The sequence below is a fragment of the Grimontia celer genome (assembly GCF_900055185.1).
Taxonomy (GTDB): Bacteria; Pseudomonadota; Gammaproteobacteria; order Enterobacterales; family Vibrionaceae; genus Enterovibrio; species Enterovibrio celer.
The window spans coordinates 2,204,751-2,229,798 of the sequence record NZ_FIZX01000001.1 but is presented as its reverse complement, the minus strand read 5'-3'; the positions used below and the strand labels follow the sequence as shown (position 1 = coordinate 2,229,798).

At 51.2% G+C, this 25,048-nt stretch carries 24 protein-coding genes; all 24 read left to right on the top strand.

Annotation, left to right across the window (positions count from 1 at the left end):
- The first annotated feature begins 13 nt into the window (after positions 1-13).
- Entirely contained in the window at positions 14-1,063 is a 1,050-nt protein-coding gene (locus GCE9029_RS09810) for a sensor histidine kinase (RefSeq protein ID WP_062662995.1), read from the top strand.
- The gene (locus GCE9029_RS09805; RefSeq protein WP_062662994.1) at positions 1,060-2,466 is read left to right on the top strand and encodes a sigma-54-dependent transcriptional regulator; all 1,407 of its coding nucleotides are present in this window, start codon (positions 1,060-1,062) and stop codon (positions 2,464-2,466) included. The genes GCE9029_RS09810 and GCE9029_RS09805 overlap by 4 nt, the downstream gene beginning before the upstream one ends.
- 126 nt (positions 2,467-2,592) lie before the next feature.
- Entirely contained in the window at positions 2,593-2,904 is a 312-nt protein-coding gene (gene fliE / locus GCE9029_RS09800) for a flagellar hook-basal body complex protein FliE (RefSeq protein WP_002537874.1), read from the top strand.
- A 15-nt stretch (positions 2,905-2,919) separates the two neighbouring features.
- The gene (gene fliF / locus GCE9029_RS09795) at positions 2,920-4,680 is read left to right on the top strand and encodes a flagellar basal-body MS-ring/collar protein FliF (RefSeq protein ID WP_062662993.1); all 1,761 of its coding nucleotides are present in this window, start codon (positions 2,920-2,922) and stop codon (positions 4,678-4,680) included.
- Positions 4,673-5,713 (top strand): flagellar motor switch protein FliG, encoded by a 1,041-nt coding sequence (gene fliG, locus GCE9029_RS09790; protein ID WP_062662992.1) that lies wholly within the window; start codon positions 4,673-4,675, stop codon positions 5,711-5,713. The genes fliF and fliG overlap by 8 nt, the downstream gene beginning before the upstream one ends.
- A gap of 58 nt (positions 5,714-5,771) precedes the next feature.
- Positions 5,772-6,791, top strand: a complete 1,020-nt coding sequence (fliH, locus tag GCE9029_RS09785; protein ID WP_062662991.1) for a flagellar assembly protein FliH — start codon at positions 5,772-5,774, stop codon at positions 6,789-6,791.
- Entirely contained in the window at positions 6,775-8,091 is a 1,317-nt protein-coding gene (fliI, locus tag GCE9029_RS09780) for a flagellar protein export ATPase FliI (protein WP_062662990.1), read from the top strand. Before fliH ends, fliI begins: the two co-directional genes overlap by 17 nt.
- 7 nt (positions 8,092-8,098) lie before the next feature.
- Entirely contained in the window at positions 8,099-8,545 is a 447-nt protein-coding gene (gene fliJ, locus GCE9029_RS09775) for a flagellar export protein FliJ (RefSeq protein ID WP_062662989.1), read from the top strand.
- 92 nt (positions 8,546-8,637) lie between these two features.
- Positions 8,638-10,590: a flagellar hook-length control protein FliK gene (locus tag GCE9029_RS09770; RefSeq protein ID WP_062662988.1), complete on the top strand. Its 1,953-nt coding sequence runs from the start codon at positions 8,638-8,640 to the stop codon at positions 10,588-10,590.
- Positions 10,591-10,655: 65 nt separating this feature from the next.
- The gene (fliL, locus tag GCE9029_RS09765; RefSeq protein ID WP_062662987.1) at positions 10,656-11,153 is read left to right on the top strand and encodes a flagellar basal body-associated protein FliL; all 498 of its coding nucleotides are present in this window, start codon (positions 10,656-10,658) and stop codon (positions 11,151-11,153) included.
- 7 nt (positions 11,154-11,160) lie between these two features.
- Positions 11,161-12,222, top strand: a complete 1,062-nt coding sequence (fliM, locus tag GCE9029_RS09760) for a flagellar motor switch protein FliM (protein ID WP_062662986.1) — start codon at positions 11,161-11,163, stop codon at positions 12,220-12,222.
- A 21-nt stretch (positions 12,223-12,243) separates the two neighbouring features.
- Positions 12,244-12,633 carry a flagellar motor switch protein FliN gene (gene fliN, locus GCE9029_RS09755; RefSeq protein ID WP_002537865.1) on the top strand — a complete coding sequence of 130 codons (390 nt, stop codon included), beginning with the start codon at positions 12,244-12,246 and terminating at the stop codon, positions 12,631-12,633.
- Positions 12,634-12,755: 122 nt separating this feature from the next.
- Positions 12,756-13,145, top strand: coding sequence for a flagellar biosynthetic protein FliO (fliO, locus tag GCE9029_RS09750; protein ID WP_062662985.1), 390 nt, complete (start codon positions 12,756-12,758; stop codon positions 13,143-13,145).
- Positions 13,135-13,968 (top strand): flagellar type III secretion system pore protein FliP, encoded by an 834-nt coding sequence (gene fliP / locus GCE9029_RS09745; protein ID WP_062662984.1) that lies wholly within the window; start codon positions 13,135-13,137, stop codon positions 13,966-13,968. Before fliO ends, fliP begins: the two co-directional genes overlap by 11 nt.
- A 9-nt stretch (positions 13,969-13,977) precedes the next feature.
- Entirely contained in the window at positions 13,978-14,247 is a 270-nt protein-coding gene (gene fliQ / locus GCE9029_RS09740) for a flagellar biosynthesis protein FliQ (protein ID WP_062662983.1), read from the top strand.
- A 13-nt stretch (positions 14,248-14,260) separates the two neighbouring features.
- Positions 14,261-15,058, top strand: a complete 798-nt coding sequence (fliR, locus tag GCE9029_RS09735) for a flagellar biosynthetic protein FliR (RefSeq protein ID WP_062662982.1) — start codon at positions 14,261-14,263, stop codon at positions 15,056-15,058.
- Positions 15,058-16,191 (top strand): flagellar biosynthesis protein FlhB, encoded by a 1,134-nt coding sequence (gene flhB / locus GCE9029_RS09730; protein ID WP_062662981.1) that lies wholly within the window; start codon positions 15,058-15,060, stop codon positions 16,189-16,191. The genes fliR and flhB overlap by 1 nt, the downstream gene beginning before the upstream one ends.
- A gap of 116 nt (positions 16,192-16,307) precedes the next feature.
- Positions 16,308-18,413 (top strand): flagellar biosynthesis protein FlhA, encoded by a 2,106-nt coding sequence (gene flhA / locus GCE9029_RS09725; RefSeq protein WP_062662980.1) that lies wholly within the window; start codon positions 16,308-16,310, stop codon positions 18,411-18,413.
- Between the two features lie 32 nt (positions 18,414-18,445).
- On the top strand, positions 18,446-20,077 hold the full coding sequence (flhF, locus tag GCE9029_RS09720; RefSeq protein WP_062662979.1) for a flagellar biosynthesis GTPase FlhF: 1,632 nt from the start codon (positions 18,446-18,448) through the stop codon (positions 20,075-20,077).
- Positions 20,070-20,957: a MinD/ParA family protein gene (locus tag GCE9029_RS09715; RefSeq protein WP_062662978.1), complete on the top strand. Its 888-nt coding sequence runs from the start codon at positions 20,070-20,072 to the stop codon at positions 20,955-20,957. The genes flhF and GCE9029_RS09715 overlap by 8 nt, the downstream gene beginning before the upstream one ends.
- Complete coding sequence (locus GCE9029_RS09710) at positions 20,950-21,672, top strand: RNA polymerase sigma factor FliA (protein ID WP_062662977.1); 723 nt, start codon at positions 20,950-20,952, stop codon at positions 21,670-21,672. Before GCE9029_RS09715 ends, GCE9029_RS09710 begins: the two co-directional genes overlap by 8 nt.
- A 49-nt stretch (positions 21,673-21,721) precedes the next feature.
- Entirely contained in the window at positions 21,722-22,090 is a 369-nt protein-coding gene (cheY, locus tag GCE9029_RS09705) for a chemotaxis response regulator CheY (RefSeq protein WP_002537850.1), read from the top strand.
- Between the two features lie 35 nt (positions 22,091-22,125).
- Complete coding sequence (locus tag GCE9029_RS09700; protein WP_062662976.1) at positions 22,126-22,860, top strand: protein phosphatase CheZ; 735 nt, start codon at positions 22,126-22,128, stop codon at positions 22,858-22,860.
- A 9-nt stretch (positions 22,861-22,869) separates the two neighbouring features.
- On the top strand, positions 22,870-25,038 hold the full coding sequence (locus GCE9029_RS09695) for a chemotaxis protein CheA (protein ID WP_062662975.1): 2,169 nt from the start codon (positions 22,870-22,872) through the stop codon (positions 25,036-25,038).
- Positions 25,039-25,048: the final 10 nt, after the last annotated feature.

Here is a 25,048-nt window from a genome sequence, read left to right as displayed (position 1 = left end):
ATAGTCGAGCATCATGGAAGCCAATCATTCTCCTTTGGGAACCGTTGATCAGCAGGTTCTGAGATACAAACAAGTATTAGATGTCATGCCAGCAGGCGTGATATTGCTGGACCCGTTCGGTCGTGTAGCGGAGGCCAACCCAGAAGCATTTCGTCTGCTCGGCACACCGTTAACCCAAGAACGCTGGGTTGATGTGATTAACCGCGCTTTTTCGCCCCGTGAAGATGACGGTCATGAAGTTTCGCTGCGTGACGGGCGCAAAGTGAAGCTTAGTATTTCCGCCTCTGATTCCGGTCAGCTCATTATGATCACCGATATGACAGAAACCCGCCTTTTGCAATCGCGTGTCAGCGATCTCCAGCGCCTGTCCTCGCTGGGTAAGATGGTTGCCTCGTTGGCGCATCAGGTGCGTACACCGCTTTCCAGTGCCTTGCTTTATGCGGCAAACCTTGGCGCGCCAAATCTTAATGAGCCTACCCGCAAACGCTTCCAGATGAAGTTGGTGGATAGGCTTCATGATCTCGAAAAGCAGGTCAACGACATGCTGCTGTTCGCCAAAGGTGGCGACAACAAAGTCGTGAATACCTTTACCTTAGAGCACCTGCTTAATGAATTTGAACCTATGGTCGAAGCCTTGGTGAGCAGTCAGCAAGTCGATTTTGAAATCAACTGTGATGATGAATCTCATCAGCTACTCGGGAACATGAATGCACTGGCGAGTGCACTGTCGAATCTGGTGGTTAATGCCATTCAAGTGGCAGGCAAAGGCAGCAAAATCGTTGTCGATGCCCGGGAGATTCAGGGACAACTGTTCCTGTCTGTGGCTGACAATGGTCCAGGTATCGCACCAGAGCTACAAAGCAAGATTCTCGAACCCTTTTTCACAACGAGACAACAGGGCACAGGCCTTGGTCTCGCTGTTGTTCAAATGGTCTGCCATGCCCATAAAGGCAGGCTGACACTTCAATCTCAACCGGGCCAGGGTGCCTGTTTTACGCTCTGCCTACCACTGGCAGACAACTGCGATACCACGCAGGAAGAGGTATCAGGAGAAGCACAATGAATCAGAGCAAAGTACTTATCGTTGAAGATGATGAAGGCTTGCGCGAAGCCTTGGTGGATACCCTTGCATTAGCAGGTTACCAGTGGCTGGAAGCAGACAGCGCCGAGCAGGCTTTGTTGCTACTGAAAAATGAAACGGTCGACATCGTGGTCTCTGACGTACAGATGGCAGGCATGGATGGTCTGGGGTTATTGAGAAACCTCAAACTGAATTATCCAAACCTACCAGTGCTTCTGATGACAGCCTACGCCAATATTCAGGATGCCGTTGCTGCCATGAAAGAAGGCGCAATCGACTACATGGCAAAGCCTTTCGCACCGGAAGTGCTGTTGAACATGGTAAGCCGTTATGCGCCGGTAAAAGCAGACAACAGCGATGCCGTTGTGGCAGATCCGAAAAGCCAGGCGCTGATTGCTCTGGCAGATCGGGTGGCGAAAACTGATGCCAATGTGATGATCTTGGGCCCAAGCGGTTCGGGTAAAGAAGTCATGGCGCGTCATATTCACCGTCAATCACTGCGTTCTGAAGGGGCTTTCGTTGCCATTAACTGTGCTGCGATTCCAGAAAACATGTTGGAAGCGACCCTGTTTGGTTATGAGAAAGGTGCATTTACCGGTGCTGTTCAGGCATGCCCGGGTAAATTCGAACAAGCGCAAGGCGGCACCATTTTGCTTGATGAAATCAGTGAGATGGATTTGGCACTCCAAGCCAAACTGCTGCGTGTGCTTCAGGAACGTGAAGTGGAACGTCTAGGTAGCCGTAAGAGCATCAAACTGGATGTGCGTGTACTGGCCACCAGTAACCGCGATCTTCGCCAGTATGTTGAAGAAGGTAACTTCCGTGAAGACCTTTACTACCGCCTGAACGTTTTTCCAATCTCCTGGCTGCCTCTATGCGAGCGTGCAGGAGATATCATTCCGCTTGCTGAACACCTGTTGAAACGCCATTGCTGCAAGCTGGGACAAGCGGTTCCTCAACTGACTCAGGGCGCTGCCGGGAAACTGACACAGTACCGCTGGCCTGGTAACGTGCGCGAACTGGATAACGTGATGCAGCGTGCGCTGATCCTTTGTCATCAAGGCGTGATTGAAGCTGGAGATATCCTTCTGGAAGGCGTCGACTGGCAAGATGCAGGTAGCCTACAAAATCTGGTGGCTTCCAGCGAGATCGTACAGCCAGTGATCCAGCCTCAAGCGGTCCCACACCGCCCGGAATCTATCGTGGCTTCGGCCGACAGTCTTGGAAGTGAGCTTCGCGATCAAGAGTTTGCCATCATTCTGGAAACCATTCGTGCGTGCGAAGGCCGCCGTAAGGATGTAGCAGAGCGTCTCGGTATCAGCCCACGTACGCTTCGCTATAAACTCGCCAAAATGCGTGATGCGGGCATCGACATTCCTCAGTGAAGCGATGCTTTTTGTTGAGTGAGTGCGTTATAATGGTTGGCTTAATAATTGCATAAATAGTAATCAGAAAGCCCAAAAAGCCCGAACTGACGGGAATTGCCAAAGTTTTGACAGCGAGGATGACCTATGAAAATTAACCCGATGCAGCATGAAATGCAGACCATGGCATTGGAAGCGCAGAACACGTCACGTGCTGCGACTGGTCAACAGGTCTCACAAGACTTTGGCGAACTTTTGTCAGGTGCCATCAACTCAGTGAATGGCATCCAAAAGACCTCCAGTGAACTGGCGACGCGTTTTGACCAGGGTGACCGCAGTGTCAGCCTGTCAGACGTGATGATAGCTCGCAACAAATCAAGCGTAGCATTCGAAGCGACTGTACAGACCCGCAACAAGCTGGTCGAAGCGTACAAAGAACTGATGAACATGCCTGTTTAATGTAGGACGTAACCTGTGGCGGAAGATAACGACAACACACAACTCGCCCTCAACGATGGTGCCGCGGCATTACCCGCCACCACGGATAGCGGATCTTCGCTTGCTGATCCGGATATGATGGAGCGTAATGTCACCCCAACCGGTCCGCTGGGTGGGATTGACATCGCGCGTCAACTCATCCTTGTCGCTGCCGTCGCCATTTGTATCTCCCTTGTTGTGTTGCTGTTTTTGTGGGTTCAGGAACCTGAAATGCGCCCACTGGGCACCTATGAAACTGAAGAACTGATCCCGGTTCTTGACCACCTTGACCAACAGAAAATCGATTACAAACTGGAAGGCAACACGATTCGTGTGCCTGCCAAAGATTACTCGACCATCAAACTGAACCTGAGCCGTGCAGGTCTGAATTCAGCCTCCGAAGAAGGTGATGACATTCTGATGCAGGACATGGGCTTTGGTGTTTCCCAGCAACTGGAACGTGAACGCCTCAAATTGAGCCGTGAGCGTCAGCTTGCCGCAGCCATTGAAAAAATCCGTGCAGTCAGTAAAGCCCGCGTGCTGTTGGCAATGCCAAAACAAAGTGTCTTTGTTCGCCACAATCAGGAGGCCTCGGCCACCGTTTTCCTCACCGTTCGTGGCAACACGCAACTGGGTCAGGAAGAAGTCGATTCTATTGTCGACATGGTGGCGTCAGCTGTGCCAAGCCTTAAACCTTCCCGTGTGACGGTGACAGACCAACATGGCCGTCTGCTGAGCTCGGGTAGTCAGGATCCAATGGCTTCACAGCGCCGCAAGGAATATGAACTTGAGCGTAAGCAAGAGCAAGCTTTGCGCGAGAAAATTGATGCGATTCTGATCCCTGTACTGGGTCTGGGTAACTATACCTCTCAGGTTGATGTCACCATGGACTTCAGTTCGATCGAGGAAACCCGTAAGCGTTTTGACCCTGCGACTTCGTCGACGCGAAGTGAATATACCCGTGAGAATTACAACAACACCGATTACGTAGCCGGTGTTCCGGGCGCACTCAGCAATCAGCCACCAGTTGACTCTGCCATTCCTCAGGATGTGCAGGACCTGAAAAACGGCGGTGCTGGAGACAAAGGTTCATTGAGCCGCGAAGCGACCCGAAACTTTGAATTGGATACCACCATCAGCCATCGCCGCGGTCAGACTGGCACCATTGCCCGTCAAACCGTCTCTGTTGCGGTGGACTATATTGCTTCAACGAACCCGGAAAGCGGTGAAATTACCCGTACACCAGTGGGTGATGCAGAGCTTGAGAAAATTCGCCGCCTGCTCGTTGGCGGTGTAGGTTACGCCGAGAATCGTGGCGATATTCTAGAAGTGATTTCTGTGCCGTTCGTGACGCCGGAAGAAGTGGCGCTGGGTGAAGTGCCTATCTGGGAACACGAGAACTTCAATGATTGGGTACGCTGGCTGGCTGCATCACTCGTCATCATCGTGGTGGTGCTGGTATTGATTCGCCCAGCCATGTCCAAACTTATCAACCCAGCGAAAGACGAAGATGGCATGCTGGGACCAAACGGCGAGATGCTAGGACCAGACGGTCTGCCGCTCAGCCCGGATGACGATATTGGTTTGATTGGTGCAGAACTCGATGGTTCAAATGCCTTTGGTATGAGCTCGTCGAACCTCAACCTGCCTGATCTCCACAAAGATGAAGACCTGCTTAAAGCAGTCAGGGCATTGGTTGCCAATGAACCTGATCTTGCTGCTCAGGTAGTGAAAAGCTGGGTAAGTAACGATGGCTAACGACGATAAAGACGGCGCTGCGAGTGACTTTGACGTCTCGCAGCTATCAGGTATAGAAAAAGCCTCTATTCTTCTGCTTAGCCTGACTGAGCAGGATGCTGCGAGCATCATCCGCCATTTGGAACCTAAGCAGGTTCAGAAAGTAGGTGGTGCCATGACGCAGCTGGCTGACTTGAACCAGGACAAAGTGAACGCGGTTCATCGTGCATTCCTCGAAGAAATTCAGGGTTATACCGCCATAGGTATGGGCAGTGAAGACTTTGTGCGTAACGCGCTGGTTGCGGCACTGGGTGAAGATAAAGCCAACAACCTGGTTGACCAAATTGTTCTGGGCAGTGGCTCAAAAGGTCTCGATTCGCTCAAATGGATGGATCCCCGCCAAGTGGCGTCCATCATCATTAACGAGCACCCTCAGATCCAGACTATCGTTCTTTCTTATCTGGAACCGGAACAATCAGCTGAAATTCTTACCCAGTTCGCGGAGCGTGATGCTCTCGATCTGGTGATGCGTATTGCCAACCTTGAAGAAGTTCAGCCAGCAGCATTGCATGAGCTGAATGAAATCATGGAGAAACAGTTCGCAGGTCAAGCCGGTGCGCAGGCTGCGAAGATTGGTGGCTTGAAAGCCGCTGCAGATATCATGAACTACATGGACAATTCACTCGAGTCGGCACTGATGGAACAAATCGGTCAGACCGACGAAGAGATGGCATCGCAAATTCAGGATCTCATGTTCGTCTTCGACAACCTTGCCGATGTGGACGACCGCGGTATCCAGGCCATTCTCAAAGACGTGCCTCAAGAAGCACTGCTCAAAGCGCTCAAAGGTGCGGAAGAAGGGCTTCGCGACAAGATCCTTGGCAACATGTCGAAGCGTGCGGCAGAAATGTTGCAGGACGATCTCGAAGCCATGGGCCCTATTCGAGTGGCAGATGTGGAAGCAGCACAGAAAGAAATTCTGTCTGTGGCACGCAAGCTGGCCGACTCTGGCGAAATCATGCTGAGCAGTGGTGGTGCGGACGAGTTCTTGTAACTCCGCCCCTTTTTCAATTTCAACAACGCTTCAACACAGAGTTTTATAAGGTAGCAACATGAGCTTAGAACGTCGTCGCGGATATATTCGTGCAAGCGAGCAGCCAGAAGGCGTTCTGGAGCGTTGGGATATTCCAAATTACGATCCGTCCAACGCGCCTCCGCGTGATACGGCGATGAACTACGATCCGGGCTGGGAACCTGCTGAGCTTCTCGAAGAAGATCAGGAGCCGGAACTTGACCTTTCCATGCTGACCGCTGACTCGTTGGAGCAAATCCGCCAGTCTGCTGTTGAAGAGGGTATGGCAGAAGGCCGCGAAGCGGGCTTTACGGAAGGTAAAGAGGCTGGCTTTGAAGAAGGCAAAACAGAAGGCTTCGAAGCAGGTAAAGAAGAAGGTTACCAGCAAGGCATGGATGATGGTCAGCAGTTGATTGAAAATCGCTGCCATCACCTTGATGCCATCCTTTCCAAGCTTGCATTCCCGTTGGAGCAGATTGACCACCAAGTTCAAAACCAAGTGGTCGAATTGGTGTTGCACCTTGCTAAAGCGGTGATTCAGACTGAAGTTCAAACGAACCCTCAGGTGATTTTAAACACGCTTCGCGAAGCCGTGAATGCGCTGCCAATGACGGGCCGTCAAATTACTATCTATCTTCACCCTGAAGATTTGGATGTGGTGACCACAGCTCATAGCATGGAGTCACTGCGCGATCGCGAATGGCGATTGATTGCTGAGCCCGCGATTAACCGAGGTGATATTCAGGTCGCGTGCGGAGATTCTGTGGTGGATTACCGCATGGAAGATCGCATTCGTGAAATGCTGACCCGTTTTGCTGGCCAAAACATGACGAAAGAGCCTGAACCATCTGCCGATGGCTTGGGCGCGGATGTCCTTCAGGGTGCCGACAAAGTTGTGACAGGCGATATGCCTGAGCAGCCTGAAGAGCCTTCGTCTGAACCTCAGGATGAAGACGTAATCACATCTGCTGCTGAGCCTGCACAAGATGCAGAATCTGCAGACGAAGAAATCCCTGACGCAGACGTTCAGGCAGGAGATGACGATGGTCAGCCTGTCTGAGCGGCTCGCCACGCTAAAAACCGATAATCTTTCCACGCGTCCGGTTGCCTCTGGCAAGCTGGTGCGAGTCGTCGGTTTAACTCTGGAAGCCATTGGTTGTCGCGCCCCGGTTGGTAGCCTTTGTAAAGTCGACACCCTCAACGGCACGATTGAAGCTGAAGTGGTGGGTTTTTCCGGTGAAACCCTGTATTTGATGCCAAGCGAGCAGATCTCCGGTGTGTTACCGGGGGCACGTGTGACTCCAATGGTTGGCGAACAAGGTATTCCTGTTGGCCTCGAATTGCTTGGTCGTGTGATTGATGGTGTTGGTAATCCTCTGGATGGGTTAGGGGATATCTTTACCGGACAAACGGCTCCTTTCACGCCTGCTGCTATCAATCCTTTGGCAAGAAAACCCATTGATACGCCATTGGATGTTGGCATCAAAGCCATTAATGGCCTGCTAACCGTAGGTAAAGGCCAGCGTATTGGTCTGTTTGCTGGCTCCGGTGTCGGTAAATCGGTGACGCTCGGCATGATGACCCGAGGTACGACTGCACAGGTGGTTGTGGTTGGCTTGATTGGTGAGCGTGGCCGTGAGGTCAAAGAGTTCATTGATGAAATCCTTGGTAAGGAAGGCCGTGAGCGTTCCGTCGTGATTGCAGCGGCTGCCGATGCATCACCACTGATGCGTTTGAAAGGATGTCAGACGGCACTCACTATCGCAGAGTTTTTCCGTGATCAGGGTCTGGATGTCCTGCTTCTCATGGACTCACTGACCCGATTCGCTCAGGCTCAGCGTGAAATTGCTTTGTCTGTTGGCGAGCCGCCTGCAACTAAAGGTTACCCGCCTTCAGTCTTCGCTAAATTGCCAGCGCTGGTTGAACGTGCCGGTAATGGTAACGAAGGGCAGGGCTCAATTACCGCATTTTTTACCGTCTTGACCGAAGGCGATGATCTTCAGGACCCGATTGCAGATGCTGCACGAGCGATTCTCGATGGTCATATCGTGCTTTCCCGCGAAATGGCAGATGCAGGGCATTATCCGGCGATCGACGTTGAACGCTCTGTGAGTCGCGTGATGCCAAATATCGTGAATGATGAGCATATGTTGATGGCGCGTGCGGTGCGGCAAGTGCTTTCCGTTTGCCGTAAAAATCAGGATTTGGTGTCAATCGGTGCGTATAAACCGGGCACCGATCAGGCTATTGACCAAGCATTCACCCTCAAGCCACGTTTGGATATGTACCTCCAACAGGGTATGAAAGACGTAGTGCCGTATGACATGTGCGTCAACATGCTGCGCTCGACCCTCCAATAGGTGAATCATGTCAGAAGCAGCAATGAACCTTCTTATCGACCAAGCCAAAGAGCAGGAACATCAGGCGCATTTGGCGCTGGTTGCTGCTCAGCAGGAGCTGCAAAGCTACTACATCCAGGTCGAGCAAATTGAGCGATACCGTCTGGACTACTTTCGCCAGATGTCTGAACGTGGACAGGCTGGTTTGAGCGCCAGTAGCTATGGCCACCTTAACCGCTTTATCGTCCAACTTGATGAAACACTGGCAAAACAGCGCCAGGCGGCAATGGATTTTGAAGACAATGTCGAGCAGTGCCGCGAGCATTGGCAGCAATGTCGCCAAAAGACCAAGTCGCTGGAGTGGCTGGTTGAAAAGCGCCAGAAGGAAGCAAAAATGCGGGCTGAACGTCTGGAGCAAAAGCAGATGGATGAGTTCGCCACCTTGATCTACACCCGTCAGAAATCCTCGTTCTAGTATTTTGGCCTAATAATTGCTTTTACCTTTCTAACACGTTGCCGGACAAGGTTTCCGGCGTTAAACGACAAAGAATCTGAAGCGGGATAATTATGAGCCAAACCAGTTTCTTACTTTCCGGTTTATCAAACAGCAAAGCGCCAATGGGCGAAGGCAACGCTGTCATGTCTCCAGAAGTGTCTGAAAGTGAAGGAGAAGGTTTCTTCGCACAACTGGCACAGCTGGTTTCTGGTGACGGTGAAGCCGAAGCCGTATCAGGTGAAAAAGCAGTCGCTACAGAAGGTGATGCTGCCAGTGAAGAGGCAATTAATGCCGCACTGACCAAATCACTGGCAAGCGCTGAAGGTGAAGATGCCGAAAAGTTGGCGCTGGATGAAGCGATTTTTGACGCAGACGGTGAAGAAGTAACCGTTAAGCCTGCTATTGATGGTAAGTCAGATGCTGAAGTCCTGAAAGCCACAAAAGCGATTGAGAGTGGTGATGAAAGTATCGCGAATCGCCAACAGGTCGCTAAACAGGACGGTGAAGTCCTGCTTCAACGATTGAATGAATCCAATCAAGTGCTTCAGACCAAGCCAGAAGAGGCTTCACCAGAGCTGAAAGTGGCCCAGGTAGAAGCAGTTAAGGCTGAAGGCAAAAGCTTGCCGCAACAAGCCAAGAACAGTGAAGCCTTGCCTGAAGAGGTAAAAGCTGCACTGGCGTTGCAGGCTCAGGCACCGAAAGCAGAACTGAAAGCCGCTACCCGTCAGTCTGACGGAAAGCTCCCCACTGATATGGTCAAGCCTCCCTTGGATAAAGCAGTGGAAGCTGAAGTAGATGCTTTGCTTTCCAAGCCTGTTAACCTTCTGACTAACGAAGAAAAGCTTGTTATTCAGCAGCTTATCGTTAAATCGGAAAAAGGCTCACTGGATGTGTCATCAGAAAGTGGTGTCACAAAAACGGAAACGAAACCTTTGAGCGACGCAGAGCTGATTGCCGCAGTGGATGCCCTTCGCGCATCGACAGCACAAGAAATAACACAACCTGATACACCTACTGTTGCAGCGCCGGTAATGGCTCAGGCAGCTTCAATGGTAGCGGCAAATGGTGACGTGGAAATCACACCAGAAATGATGGCAAAAGCAAGTCAGTCTCCGGAGTGGGCGGGAACTAAAGCACAGCAGGATATGATGATGCGAGCCCAAATGGCTGCAGCATCGACCATGAATGGTGGGCCAGATAAAGCACTCGCGGCAGAATTGCAGGCGAAAGGGCTAACTCCCACTGCTCAGGCAAACATGAGTCAAGCTGCCTCAGCAGTTCAGGCGGCAGTGAATCCGCAAACCCAGCCAACGACTCCAATGTCAGCGTTCGCCGCTATACCGTGGACGCCAGCGGCAATGCAAAATGGCGCGAATCAACCTCAACCTGCGGCAAGTCTGGCTATGTTAGAAGCCACCGCAGCTCAGCAACTGACAGAAACAGCGCGCCCAGGTACTGAAGCAAAAGCCGATCATTTGGCACAGCAGCTGGCATCGAGCTTTGGTCAGCAGGCGGGTACAACCGCAGCGAAACTTGATGCTGCAGCTGCACAGACGCCATTGCAAATGAGTCAGAACCAGACAGAAGCGGCAAATGCCTTGTCTGAACGCGTCAACATGATGATGTCGAAAAACCTCAAGCATGTTGATATTCGCCTCGACCCGCCAGAGCTTGGCAGGCTGCAAATCAAACTGTCAGTAAACAGCGATCAGGCATCCGTGCAGTTTACGGTGGCGAATCAAGCGGCGAGAGATCTGGTGGAACAGTCCATGCCACGTCTTCGTGAAATGATGCAGCAACAAGGCCTGCAACTGGCGCAGTCTTCCGTGCAGCATCAAGATGCAGGCGGCAGACAGTCTTTTGCCGGGAACCAAGCCCAACAAGGTGAAGGTCAGGGCGGACAGAACGGACAAGGTCATTCCTCCGGGTTTGGGCGAGGCGATGAACAAGACGCAGATCACTCTGTGACAAACCATGAGCTCTATGTCAACACACCAAAAGATCGTGTTGACTATTATGCTTAATGTAGCATTCTTGCTGCGCTTGTTTTGAAACTGGAAATCGAATTAAACCCTAACTGAGGTGAATCATGGCAGATGAAGATATTGAAGCTGGCGGTGGTGGTGGCGGTAAAAAGAAACTGATCATTATCATCGTGGCGGCAGTGTTGTTACTCGGTGGTGGTGCAGGTGCTTTCTTCTTCCTGATGGGCGGCGATAGCGCGCCGCAGGAAGATATCGTGATTGAAGAGCCTGAACCGGTGAACCTTCAAGCTATTTACGTTACGTTGCCGCAGCCTTTTGTGTTTAACGTAACCGGCGACATGCAACAGCGGTTAGTACAGGTAAAAGTGCAGCTGATGGTGCGTGGCGACCAGAATGAGACACTGGCGAAGCAGAATTTGCCTCTGGTTGAACATAGCCTTCTGACAACGTTCGGGGCTGCAACCGTTGAGCAACTGCGTACGCCGCAAGGACAGGTGGAAGTCCGCAAGCAGGCTGTCGATACTGTGCAGGCTGCAATGGAAAAAGTCACCGGCAAAACAGTGGTTGAGCGGGTGTTATTTACTGGCTTTGTAATGCAATAGGTGCAATGTGACCGATCTCCTCAGTCAAGACGAAATTGATGCGCTTCTTCATGGTGTAGACGACGTTGAAGAAGAGGAACAGGATTCCGGCGGCGGTGGCGGCGATATCGCCTCGGCCTCGAATTTTGACTTCTCCTCACAAGACCGTATCGTCCGTGGGCGAATGCCCACCCTGGAGCTGATAAACGAGCGATTCGCACGTCATATGCGTATCAGCTTGTTTAACATGCTGCGCAAAACGGCTGAAGTGTCAATTAACGGCGTACAGATGGTGAAGTTTGGCGAATACCAAAACACACTGTTTGTACCGACCAGTTTGAACATGGTTCGCTTCCGCCCGCTGAAAGGTACCGCACTGGTGACCATGGAAGCGCGCCTTGTTTTCATCTTGGTAGAGAATTTCTTTGGCGGTGATGGCCGATTCCATGCGCGTATCGAAGGCCGTGAATTCACCCCAACTGAGCGTCGTGTCATTCAAATGCTGCTTAAGCTGATATTTGAAGACTACAAAGACGCTTGGGCGCCGGTCATGAAGGTTGAGTTCGAATACCTCGACTCAGAGGTGAACCCGGCTATGGCGAACATTGTGAGCCCGACAGAAGTGATTGTCGTGAGCTCGTTCCACATCGAACTTGATGGTGGTGGCGGTGACTTCCATGTAGTCATGCCTTACTCCATGGTTGAGCCAATCCGTGAATTGCTCGATGCCGGTATCCAGAGTGACAAGATGGATACTGACAAGCGCTGGTCCAAAGCGCTGCAGGATGAGGTGATGGATGTGGAAGTGGGATTGACAGCCAAATTGCTGGAAACGTCTCTTTCGCTGCGTGATTTAATGGAATTGGAAGCGGGTGATGTGATCCCCGTGAAAATGCCGGATGCCTGTACTGTTTACATCGAAGATTTGCCGACATTCCGCGGCAAGATGGGACAGTCAAACGACAATCTGGCAATAAAGATTACTGACAAGCTCAAACGTCCTGAAGTGATGAAGAGTGATGTCACCCTGTTGGAAGACGACCCGATTGAGCTGCTCGAAGATTTGAGCGACAAAAATTCGGACGAATAACTAATACGTTGGTAGATAATCATGAGTGATGTAGAAGACGATTGGGCTGCAGCGCTTGCCGAACAGGCTGTAGTAGAAGGCGGTGATGATGTACAGACTGCCCCGCTGGATGAGCTGGTGGATGAAACGCCACCCATCAACGCGGATGAAGCCCGAAAGCTGGACGCGATTCTTGATATTCCGGTGACCATTTCAATGGAAGTGGGCCGCACCAATATCAACATTCGTAACCTGCTTCAATTGAATCAGGGCTCGGTCGTTGAGCTGGACCGTCTGGCAGGTGAATCGCTGGATGTACTGGTGAATGGCACTCTGATCGCCCACGGTGAAGTTGTTGTGGTAAACGACAAATTTGGTATCCGACTCACTGACGTTATCAGCCAAACAGAACGAATTAAAAAGCTGCGTTAACGACAAACTCTTTGCTTGCTGTATTGAAGACGCCTGCCGCTTTGCGGTGGGCGTTTTTTTAGGCCTGGATTTTGCTTAATGGGGTGTATTACCCGAAAAACATAGGCTGAGAAAGAGAGTTCATGGTATTCCTGCGACGAGCTGCAATTGGATTGATGTTTGCCCCAAGCGCCTACGCGGCAGCACCGGATGGCCAAGATCTGGCGACGACCCTCGGGGCGTTGGTGCTGGTGATTGGTGTGATTTTCGGCTTGGCCTGGGCGCTCAAACGCATGCAGGTGCCATCACTGATGGGCACGAAATCTGGGCTGAAGGTGGTTAGCCAGCTTCCCTTAGGCCAGAAGGAGCGTGTTGTGGTGCTCGATGTAAATGGTGAACAGGTACTGGTTGGTGTCACGTCCCAGCAAATTACACTGATAAAATCGCTGGAAAACCCGATTACTGATTCGGAATCCACGAAATCTTTCTCTTCCCAATTCAACCAAATCCTGAAGAAAAATGATGCGTCTTAAATCCGTCACTGCCATTTTTCTGGCGCTTTGCTGCTTTTTTGTCACCCCGTTTGCACTGGCTGAAGAAGAGCCAGCGCCAGCGTCAGAAACCATTACTGAAACCCTGATTAACGATGCGGGCGAAGCCTCGATGATCCAGGCGCGAAATGGCGGTGGCATTCCAGCACTGACCATGACTGTCAACCCGGATGGCAGTGAAGACTACTCGGTCACTTTGCAGATCTTGGCGTTGATGACAGCGCTCGGCTTCCTGCCTGCGATTGTTATTCTGATGACGTCCTTCACCCGTATTGTGGTTGTGATGGCAATACTGCGTCAGGCCATGGGTCTGCAACAGACACCATCAAATCAGGTCATCATCGGTATCGCCATGTTCCTGACTTTCTTCATCATGTCGCCTGTGATCGACCGAATGAACGTCGCAGCGGTTCAGCCTTATCTCAATGAGGAAATAACTGCCCGCGAAGCGTTTGACCGTGTTCAGGTGCCATTGCGTGAATTTATGCTGCAACAGACAAGGGTTAAAGATCTCGAAACCTTTGTGAACATGTCCGGCTCGCAAGTGACAGAAGCGGAAGAAGTACCGATGACTGTGCTTATCCCAGCGTTTATCACCTCAGAGCTGAAAACCGCCTTTCAGATAGGCTTTATGCTGTTCCTGCCGTTTTTGATTATCGACCTCGTGGTGGCCTCGGTACTGATGGCGATGGGTATGATGATGCTCTCGCCAATGATCGTGTCTTTGCCATTTAAGCTGATGTTGTTTGTGCTGGTGGACGGTTGGAACCTTATCCTGTCGACCCTCGCAGGCAGTTTCGGGTAGGAGTGAATCATGGGACCAGAAGCTTTTGTCGAACTGTTCCAGGATGCGCTGTATCTCATCCTGGTCATGGTTTGCGCCATTATCATCCCCGGTCTTATCGTTGGTTTACTGGTGGCGATTTTTCAGGCCGCGACCTCGATTAACGAACAGACCTTGAGTTTTCTGCCGCGTTTGATTGCGACGCTTGTGGCGCTGATGTTCTTCGGCCATTGGATGACGCGCATGCTGATGGAGTATTTCTTCCGATTGATTGAAGAAATACCTCAGCTGCTTTACTGACTGAGCATCAGGCATGGAATACCCGGCAGATATCATTCTTAATTGGCTGGCACAGTACTTCTGGCCGTTTGCGCGCATCTCATCAATGATGATGACGATGACGTTTTTCGGTGCTCGATTTGTGCCGGTTCGCATCCGTTTGTATCTGTCTCTGGCTATCACCTTTGCGGTGATGCCCGCGCTTCCTCAAGTGCCTGAAACTATCCAGTTGGTTTCTTTTGGCGGCTTTGTGGTACTGGCGCAACAAATCCTGATTGGCATTGCGATGGGCACTGTGACCCAGTTTGTGATTCAAACATTCGTGTTGCTCGGTCAAATCATCGGTATGCAGTCGAGCTTGGGTTTTGCCTCTATGGTCGATCCGGCCAATGGGCAGAACACGCCCTTGCTGGGTCAGTTTTATCTTTTCGTGGCGACCATGATTTTCCTTTCCACCGATGGGCATCTTCAGATGCTTAATCTGGTCGTAATGAGTTTTATAACCCTACCTGTGGGTGAAATGCTCGGTGTTGCCGATTACCGCGCGCTAGCGAGTTGGTTTGGCATCATGTTCAGCGTGGCGCTCGGAATGGCACTGGCAGGGATTATCGCCTTGCTCACGGTAAACCTTTCCTTCGGTGTCATGACCCGTGCCGCACCTCAGCTAAATATCTTCTCACTCGGTTTCTCATTTGCGTTGCTGGTGGGTTTGATGATTTGTATGTATCTGCTCAACGGAATTTTGCCGCATTACCTGAATCACTGGGACACAGGGCTGAATACTATCTGTGACCTTATCCGTCTCGACTGCACAGTAGGTGGAGGTGCCTGATGGCAGAGAACGACGGTCAGGAACGCACAGAAGACGCCACGCCCCGAAGGCGACAGCAGGCGCGGGAAAAAGGTCAGGTACCGCGCTCAAGAGAACTGGCATCAGTCGCAGTGCTCGTGGTGGGCGCTGTTGCATTGATGTGGTTTGGTGAGAGTCTTGGTAAAGCCTTGATGGAGATGATGCGAAAACTCTTTACGCTCACGCGTGAGGAGATTTTTGACGTCACCTCGCTGGGGCTGATTTCTTATGGGGCGATATTTCATATTGTCTGGCCGATCACCTTTGTACTGCTGATGTTGTTTATTGCCGGTTTGATTGGTGCTTCCGCGCTGGGGGGTGTCTCCTTTTCTTGGGAAGCAGCAAGGCCTAAATTGTCCAAAATGAGTCCGTTGCAGGGCATTAAACGGATGTTCGGCAAGCAAAGCTGGGTTGAGCTTCTCAAGTCGATTCTGAAAGTGGCGCTGGTATCCGGTGTTGCTTTCTACCTCATGTGGGCGAGCCTCGATGACTTCTACCAACTGAACATCGAAACCTTTCCGACCAACCTCTATCACGCGCTTGAGATTCTGATGAATTTCGTACTGCTGATTTGCTGCTCATTGCTGGTGGTAGTGGCGATTGATGTGCCTTTCCAAATCTGGCAGCACAATGAACAGCTCAAGATGACCAAGCAGGAAATCAAAGACGAATACAAAGAAACCGAGGGTAAGCCTGAAGTTAAGGGGCGGATCCGGATGCTCCAGCGCGAAATGGCGCAGCGTCGTATGATGGCAGAAGTCCCATCTGCAGACGTCGTTATCACCAACCCGGAGCACTACTCGGTTGCGCTTCGTTACGACAGTAAAATCGATAAAGCGCCAGTGGTAGTCGCCAAAGGTTCGGACTTCCTGGCACTTAAAATCAGGGAAATAGCCGCTGAACATGACATCACGATCGTGCCAGCACCGCCGCTCGCCCGTGCAGTGTATTACAGTACCGAGTTGGAGCAGCAGATCCCGGATGGCTTGTTTACGGCGATCGCTCAGTTGCTCGCTTATGTGTTCCAGTTGAAGCAGTACAAGAAAGGGCGTGGACGTAAACCTAATCCGCTCGCCGATCAGCAATTGCCAATACCGCCGGAATTACGTCGCTGATGTAATACTTGGCTATATGCCATCAATAACTTATTGATTAATAAGTATTGTAAAACTGGTTCGTTTTTTGCTTCTGAGGACTTAGTGATTAAGCCCAGAAGAACATATAACGACACATGAAGCTTTCTTTGCCGTTCTACGACAAGGTACAGGACAAAATTCCATTCAAGCGAGGGTCTGCATTCCCTGCGATTGGTGCGCCGCTCCTCGTACTCTCAACCCTTGCGATGGTCGTGCTGCCGATGCCACCATTGCTGCTCGACCTGATGTTCTCCTTTAACATTGCCCTTTCTTTGGTCGTGCTGCTGGTTACCGTTTACACCCGTAGACCGCTGGATTTCGCGGCATTCCCAACGGTGTTGCTGATTGCGACCTTGATGCGTCTGGCGCTGAACGTTGCTTCTACCCGTGTAGTGCTGCTTCATGGTCATGAAGGTCCGGGCGCAGCCGGTCAGGTGATTGATGCTTTTGGCTCAGTGGTGATCGGTGGTAACTATGCGGTTGGTCTGGTGGTGTTCCTTATCCTGATGATCATCAACTTCATGGTTGTCACCAAAGGTGCGGGCCGTATTTCTGAAGTAAGTGCACGCTTTACCCTTGATGCCTTGCCAGGAAAACAGATGGCTATCGATGCGGATTTGAACGCAGGTCTGATTAATCAGGATCAAGCGCGTACCCGCCGTCAGGAAGTCACCAAAGAAGCGGACTTCTATGGTTCGATGGACGGTGCATCAAAATTCGTTAAAGGTGACGCCATCGCCGGTATTTTGATTCTGGCGATTAACATTATCGGTGGTCTTTCCATCGGTATGATTCAGCACGACGTCAGCTTTTCAGATGCCATTGAGATATACACCCTGCTGACTATCGGTGACGGTCTGGTGGCACAGATCCCGTCGCTCTTGCTATCGATTGGCGCTGCCATCATGGTGACCCGTCAGAACACTGACGAAGACATGGGTCAGCAGCTGGTCTTCCAACTCGTGGACAACCCACGCGCACTCATTATCGCGACGGGTATCTTGACCGTAATGGGTATTGTTCCGGGTATGCCACACATTCCATTTTTGACGCTGGCGCTTGTTTGCGGTGGCTTCGCTTATTGGAAAACCAAAGAGCAGGCTAAAGCCAAGAAAGAAGCTGAAGAAGCACCAGCCAAAGAAGTGGCTCCGCCGAAGCCGAAAGAACTGTCTTGGGATGATGTGCAGCCTGTAGATGTGATTGGTCTCGAAGTCGGCTATCGCCTTATTCCAATGGTTGACCGCGACCAGGGTGGTGAGCTGCTTGACCGCGTGAAAGGTGTGCGTAAGAAGCTATCACAAGACTTTGGTTTTCTTATCCCACCGGTTCATATCCGTGACAACTTGGAATTGCCACCAAACAGCTATCGCATCACTTTGATGGGGGTAGCGGTCGGCGAGGCGGATATCCGTCCTGACAAAGAACTGGCAATTAACCCAGGTCAGGTGTTTGGCCCAGTAGATGGGGAAGGCACGGTTGACCCGGCATTTGGTCTGGAAGCGGTGTGGATTGAGAAGTCACAGCGTGAACATGCCCAGGCACTTGGCTATACGGTGGTTGATTCCGCGACGGTATTGGCAACCCATTTGAGCCAGATGCTGACCAACAATGCAGAACGCTTGCTTGGCCATGAAGAAGCACAGAACCTCATAGATATGCTGGCTAAGCAGTCACCTCGATTGGTGGAAGGTCTGATTCCTGATCTCATTTCACTGGGCTCTGTGGTGAAAGTGATGCAGAACCTTCTCAATGAAGCGATTCCTATTCGTGATGTACGGACTATTATACAGACACTCTCTGAGTACGCGCCGAAGAGTCAAGATCCCGACATTCTCACTGCCGCTGTACGAATTTCGCTCAGACGCCTGATTGTTCAAGAAATCAATGGGGTAGAGCCAGAATTGCCTGTTATCACTTTGGTTCCTGAACTGGAACAGATATTGCATAAAACTATGCAAGCGTCAGGTGGCGAATCGACCGGTATCGAACCGGGGCTGGCAGAAAGGCTACAACAGAGTCTGTCAGAAGCGACCCAGCATCAGGAACTGCAAGGTGAACCAGCAGTCCTGCTGACTTCAGGGGTACTTCGTTCAACACTGGCCAAGTTTGTAAAAAATACTATTCCGTCGCTGCGGGTCCTGTCTTATCAGGAAGTGCCGGATGAAAAACAAATAAGAATTGTAAGAGCGGTTGGCAACTGATGTTGCGACATCAGTAACTCAGGACGACGATTTTGAAGATTAAACGATTTTTTGCCAAAGACATGCGAACAGCGCTAGCCGAAGTGAAAGAAGCACTCGGCGCAGACGCTGTCATCATGTCCAACAAAAAAGTGACTGGCGGTGTCGAAATCGTGGCGGCAGTAGATACTGACGCACCAACCCGTGATGTGCGCAAGGAAGCGGCGAGAACGCAGATGGCGCAAAACATGGACCGCGCTCAACAAACACGCCGACTGGCTGACGACACTGTGCACCTGCGCCGTGACATCAACAAAGAGGCAGCCAGAAAACCACTGGGTGGAGCACTCGGTAGCAAGTTCTCAAGCTTGCTTGACCGTTATCAATCCCAGTTGCCGGAAAACAACACTTCCGATGAGCCTCAGAAAGAAGCTGATTCGCTGAGTGCGCTGTTAGCACGTCAAAATGACGCCCGCACCCGTCAAAGCGAAAACACTTACAGTGCTGCACCAGCCCGTCGCCCAAATGGTCATAACGGGCAAAACGGTCAGAGCAATGGCAATCGCAATGGCGCAACCAATAACGGTAACAACGGTTTCTCACGCTCGCAGCAACAGGCTAAAGGTCAGGAGCTTGACCGCCTGTATCGTCAAAAACGTGACGAGCAAGACCGCCGTGCTCCGGGTCGTGATGATCGCTTTGAGTTGCGTAGCGAGCCTCATCGACAGCCAGCACGCCAAGGCAACGAAGAAATCGAAGCGATGCGCAAAGAAATGGCGACGATTCGCAGCCTGCTTGAGCACCAACTTTCCGGTTTGATGTGGCAGGAAGTAGAGCGTAAAGAGCCTCTGCGTGCCATGCTGATCAAACGACTTGAAAAAATGGGTATCTCCCCGGTTCTGGCTGACCAACTGGCTGGTTACATTCCTGAAGATACCCCACCGAATGAAGCGTGGTCGGAGTTACTGGACTTAGTGGCAGATCAAGTCATTACCACCAGTGAAAACCTGCTGGAGTCGGGCGGTGTGATTGCACTGCTTGGTCCTACCGGTGTCGGTAAAACAACGACTATTGCGAAGTTAGCAGCCAGGGCAGCAATGGACTTCGGCCCTGAAGAAATTGCTCTTGTGACGACAGATACCTTCCGTATCGGCGCGCATGAGCAACTGGCAACCTATGGCAGAATTTTAGGTTGCCCCGTAAAAGTTGCTAAAGATGCGGATGAACTGGCCGATATACTGTATCAGTTACGTCACCGTCGACTGATCCTGTTGGATACCGCAGGCATGGGCCAGCGAGATCTTAGGCTTTCAGAACAACTTGATACCCTTATCAAAAACAGTGGTTCACATATCCGAAGCCTCCTTGTATTGCCAGCGACCTCACAGCGTCGCGTGCTGCAGGAGACCATTGATCACTTCCGACGCATTCCCCTCTCAGGGTGCGTGCTGACGAAGTTGGACGAATCCCTCAGTCTGGGGGAATTATTGAGTGTGACCATAGAAAACGCCCTTCCGGTTACCTATCTGGCTGATGGCCAGCGTGTACCCGAGGACATTCGCCAGGCAAGTGGGAGATACCTGGTTAACAAGGCGAGTGAACTGATGGATCAAGATTCAGAGCAGCAAAACCATTTCTGGAGTCATGATGTACCAGAGTCGAATGCGGCGGACTTTTATGATTGAGACAACCATGCATGATCAAGCAAGCGGCCTCCGCCGCCTGACAAACCCGACTCGCACCAAAGTCATAACCGTCACGGGTGGTAAAGGCGGCGTCGGTAAAACCAATATCACTTTGGGTATGGCTGCAGCCATGGCCAAACAAGGCAAAAAAGTGATGGTGTTGGATGCGGACTTGGGACTGGCCAATGTCGATGTTCTGTTGGGTTTGCGTGTAGGTAAAAACCTTAGCCATGTTATGCAGGGCGTATGCGACCTTAAAGACATCATTGTCGAAGGTCCGCACGGTATGAAGATCATACCAGCGTCTTCGGGCATGCGCGGGATGACTGAGTTGAGTATGGCTCAACACGCAGGTCTTATCAGGGCGTTTGGTACACTTGAAGAAGACGTCGATGTACTGCTGGTGGATACTGCAGCCGGTATTTCCGACATGGTGTTGAGCTTCTCACGTGCCGCGCAGGACGTACTGATTGTGGTGTGTGATGAGCCGACTTCCATTACGGACGCTTACGCTCTGATCAAGCTGTTAAGCCGAGAACACGGCGTTACCCGATTCAAAGTCGTTGCCAATATGGTGCGCAGTTATCGCGAAGGCCGAGACTTATTTACAAAATTAACTCGTGTAACAGAAAGATTTTTAAATGCTAATCTAGAATTAGTAGCATGTGTTCCATTAGATGAGCATGTGCGTCAATCGGTGAAGAAGCAACGCGTAGTGATTGATGCATTTCCAAAGTCTCCGGCCGCGCTTGCACTGAATGCGCTGGCTAACAAGGCCCTAACATGGCCTGTACCGCGCAACCCGGGCGGACACTTGGAGTTTTTTGTTGAGCGACTGCTGGTTCGAGACGAGGCAGCGGGGGATTACCTCAGTGAATAGGGCGCTCACCTACAGCAGGACAGGAGCATCAACGGAAACGGTGTTTGAGCAATACGCCACATTGGTAAAGCGCATTGCACATCACCTGATAGCCCGTTTGCCCCCAAATGTGCAGGTTGAAGATCTTATTCAGGCAGGCATGATTGGCTTGCTTGAAGCGCAACAGAACTACGACTCCACAAAAGGAGCGAGTTTTGAAACCTATGCCGGTATCCGAATTCGTGGCGCCATGCTGGATGACATCCGCAAAGGCGACTGGGTACCTCGCTCGGTTCATAAGAATAACCGCCAAATCAGCGAAGTGATTTCACAGCTGGAAGGCGAGTTGGGGCGAGACCCCAACGACAAAGAAATTGCGAAACGTCTGGGTATGAGCCTGGATCAGTATTACCAAGCTCAAAACGACATCAACGCAGGAAGACTGATTGGTATCGATGACTTAGGCGTTTCAGAAGATGCTTTCGTGACAGAAAGTCATCGTGACGAAAACCTTCCCTTTGAGGAGGTAGCCGGGGACAGCTTTAAATCGCACTTAGCGAACGCCATCCGCGGACTCCCTGAAAGAGAAGCTTTGGTACTCTCTCTCTATTACGACGAGGAACTCAACCTCAAGGAGATAGGGGCCATTATCGGGGTTAGTGAATCCCGGGTTTGCCAGATACAAAATCAGGCAATGCAGCGGTTACGGACCAAGCTTTCCGCTTGGTCAAAGTAAGTTTCTACAATAATAAGGAACCTCACTGGAGGCCACTTTGAACACAAATATGAAAATCCTCGTTGTTGATGATTTTTCAACAATGCGCCGTATCGTTAAAAACCTCCTTCGAGATCTGGGTTTCAACAACACTGTTGAAGCAGATGACGGCCTGACAGCACTGCCAATCCTCAAGAAAGGCGGTATTGATTTCGTCGTTACTGACTGGAACATGCCGGGCATGCAAGGTATCGATCTGCTGAAGAACATCCGTGCTGATGATGAGCTCAAGCATCTGCCAGTTCTGATGATCACCGCAGAAGCCAAGCGTGAGCAAATCGTTGAAGCTGCTCAGGCTGGTGTGAATGGTTATATCGTTAAGCCGTTTACTGCCGCAACGCTCAAAGAAAAGCTGGATAAGATTTTCGAGCGCATGTGATTTTCTTCTTCGCGCAGTGAAGGATTATTTAGACGATGATAACTCTCGACCAAGCTAAAGAATTGGTCAGTTTGCTTGAAGAAGGGAATCAGGACGGCGCGAACGAATTACTGGCTAAGCTGGCCAGTGACGTGCGCAATCCGCTCTTCAATGAGGTAGGAAAACTGACCCGACAACTTCATGACTCGTTGTCCAATTTCCGTTTAGATCCACGCGTCAGCGATCTGGCTACCAGCGAGATCCCAGATGCAAAAGATCGCCTGAACTTTGTGATGGAAAAAACGGAACTGGCTGCGAACCGTACCATGGATGCAGTGGAAGCTACCCTTCCAATCGCCGACAACCTACAAGAATGCCTTGCTCAGGTTCGTCCGCAGTGGAATAACCTCATGGGGGGGCGGATTGATATAACGAGCTTCAAGGACTTGTGTCACCAACTCGATGGTTTATTGACACAGGTTGAAGGGGACACCACCAAGCTCCACGGTCAATTGACCGAAATCCTCATGGCACAAGATTTCCAGGACTTAACCGGACAGGTTATCCGTCGTGTCATTGAATTGGTGCAGGAAGTAGAAAAACAACTGGTTGAAATCCTTACCGCTTTTGGTTTGGATGACGATCAGAAAGAACCAGAAACAGAAGCAGAACAACAGCAATCTGGCATTGTGGCTGAAGGTCCGGTCGTCTCCGAGAAAGAGCGTCAAGAGAAACAAGTGATGCAAAGTCAGGATGACGTCGATGATCTGCTTTCCAGCCTGGGCTTTTAGGGGTGCGTTATGAGTTTTGAAATGGATGAAGAAATCCTCCAGGACTTCTTAATTGAAGCCGGTGAGATTTTGGAGTTGTTGTCCGAGCAATTGGTCGACCTGGAAAAATCACCAGATGATAGAGACCTGCTCAATGCAATATTCCGTGGTTTCCATACCGTCAAAGGTGGTGCAGGCTTCCTGTCGCTCACCGAGCTGGTTGAAACCTGCCACGGTGCAGAAAACATCTTTGATAATCTGCGTAATGGCGGACGTGAATTAACGCCGGAAGTGATGGACACCATCCTCCAGTCGTTGGATACCGTTAACGAGCAGTTTGCTTGTGTGCAAGAGCGCGAACCGGTGCCCGCGGCCGATCCTGCACTCATTGAAGCACTCCACAGATACAGTCGTCCTGCTTCAGAAGATGAAGCGGTAGAAGCGGCTGCACCTGCGCCAGAACCCGAGCCGGAACCAGAACCAGAAGTCGTTGCTGAGGCGCCTGCTGAAGGCGGCGAAGCGATTGCTGGTGATTCTGTTGATGAAATTACAGATGACGAATTTGACCGTCTTCTGGATGAGCTGCATGGTTCGGGCAAAGGACCACAAGCGGGCGGAAGCGCGCCTGCACCTGCCGCAGATGCAGGTGCCGCAGGCGGTGGTGATGACATCACAGATGACGAGTTTGAAAAACTGTTGGACGATCTGCACGGCTCAGGCAAAGGTCCACTGGCTGGTGGAGCTGCGGAAGCCGCAACACCACCACCACAAAATGCGTCTGTAGAAAGCCCTGCCAGTGATGAAATCACTGACGACGAGTTTGAAAAGCTTTTGGACGATTTACACGGCAAAGGTAAGAGTCCAATTGCGAGTGGTGCCGCGCCTGCTGCTTCAGCACCACCTCCGCCTCCACCAAAAGCAGAGCCAAAACCTGCACCAGCGCCAGCTCCTAAAGCTGAGCCTGCGGCAGCGAAACCGCCTGCGCCGGCTGCTAAGCCGCCAGCAAAAGCTGACGACAAAAAGCCACCAGCACCTCAGGTTGAACAAACTGTACGTGTTAACACCTCTACCCTAGACACCATCATGAATATGGTGGGTGAGCTGGTACTGGTGCGTAACCGTCTGGTGAGCTTGGGTGCGAGCAGCGACGACGAAAACATGGCGAAAGCGGTGACCAACCTTGATGTTGTCACTGCTGACCTTCAAGGCGCTGTCATGCAAACGCGTATGCAGCCAATTAAGAAGGTGTTTGGTCGCTTCCCACGCGTTGTACGTGACCTTGCACGAAGCTTGAAAAAAGACATCGTGCTCGAAATGCGCGGTGAAGAAACCGACTTGGATAAAAACCTGGTTGAGGCACTTGCGGACCCAATGGTTCACTTGGTACGAAACTCGGTTGACCACGGCATTGAAATGCCGGATGTCCGTGAGGAAAAAGGCAAACCGCGCACAGGTACCATCACCCTTGCTGCTTCGCAGGAAGGTGACCACATTCTGCTGACCATCGAAGATGATGGTGGCGGTATGGATGCAGAGAAATTGCGTTCTATCGCGGTAGAGCGTGGCGTAATGGATGCCGATGCCGCAGCACGTCTAAGCGACACTGAAGCCTACAACTTGATCTTCGCGGCGGGTTTCTCTACCAAAACCGAGATTTCAGATATCTCTGGCCGTGGTGTGGGCATGGACGTGGTGAAAACGGCGATTACCCAACTGAACGGTACGATTTCTATCGACTCAGAATTGGGCCGCGGCACCATTATCTCTATCAAAGTGCCTTTGACACTGGCAATTCTGCCGACGCTGATGGTGGGTATTGGTAATAATCCATTTGCGTTCCCATTGTCGAACGTAAACGAAATTATCAGCTTGGATTTGTCGAAGACAAACACCGTTGATGGTCAGCTCACGCTTATCGTCCGGGAAAAAGCAATTCCGCTGTTCTATCTGCAGGATTGGCTGTGCCCAAGTCGCTCGACGAATCGAGAGACTGGCCACGTGGTCATCATCCAGATGGGACACCAGCCAGTCGCATTCGTGGTTGATTCGTTGATTGGTCAAGAAGAAGTGGTAATCAAACCACTGGACGAGTTGTTGCAAGGTACGCCAGGTATGGCGGGTGCAACCATCACCAGTGATGGCCACATTGCATTGATTCTTGACGTGCCGAATCTGCTCAAGCGATACGCTGGTCGATAAAATCATAAGG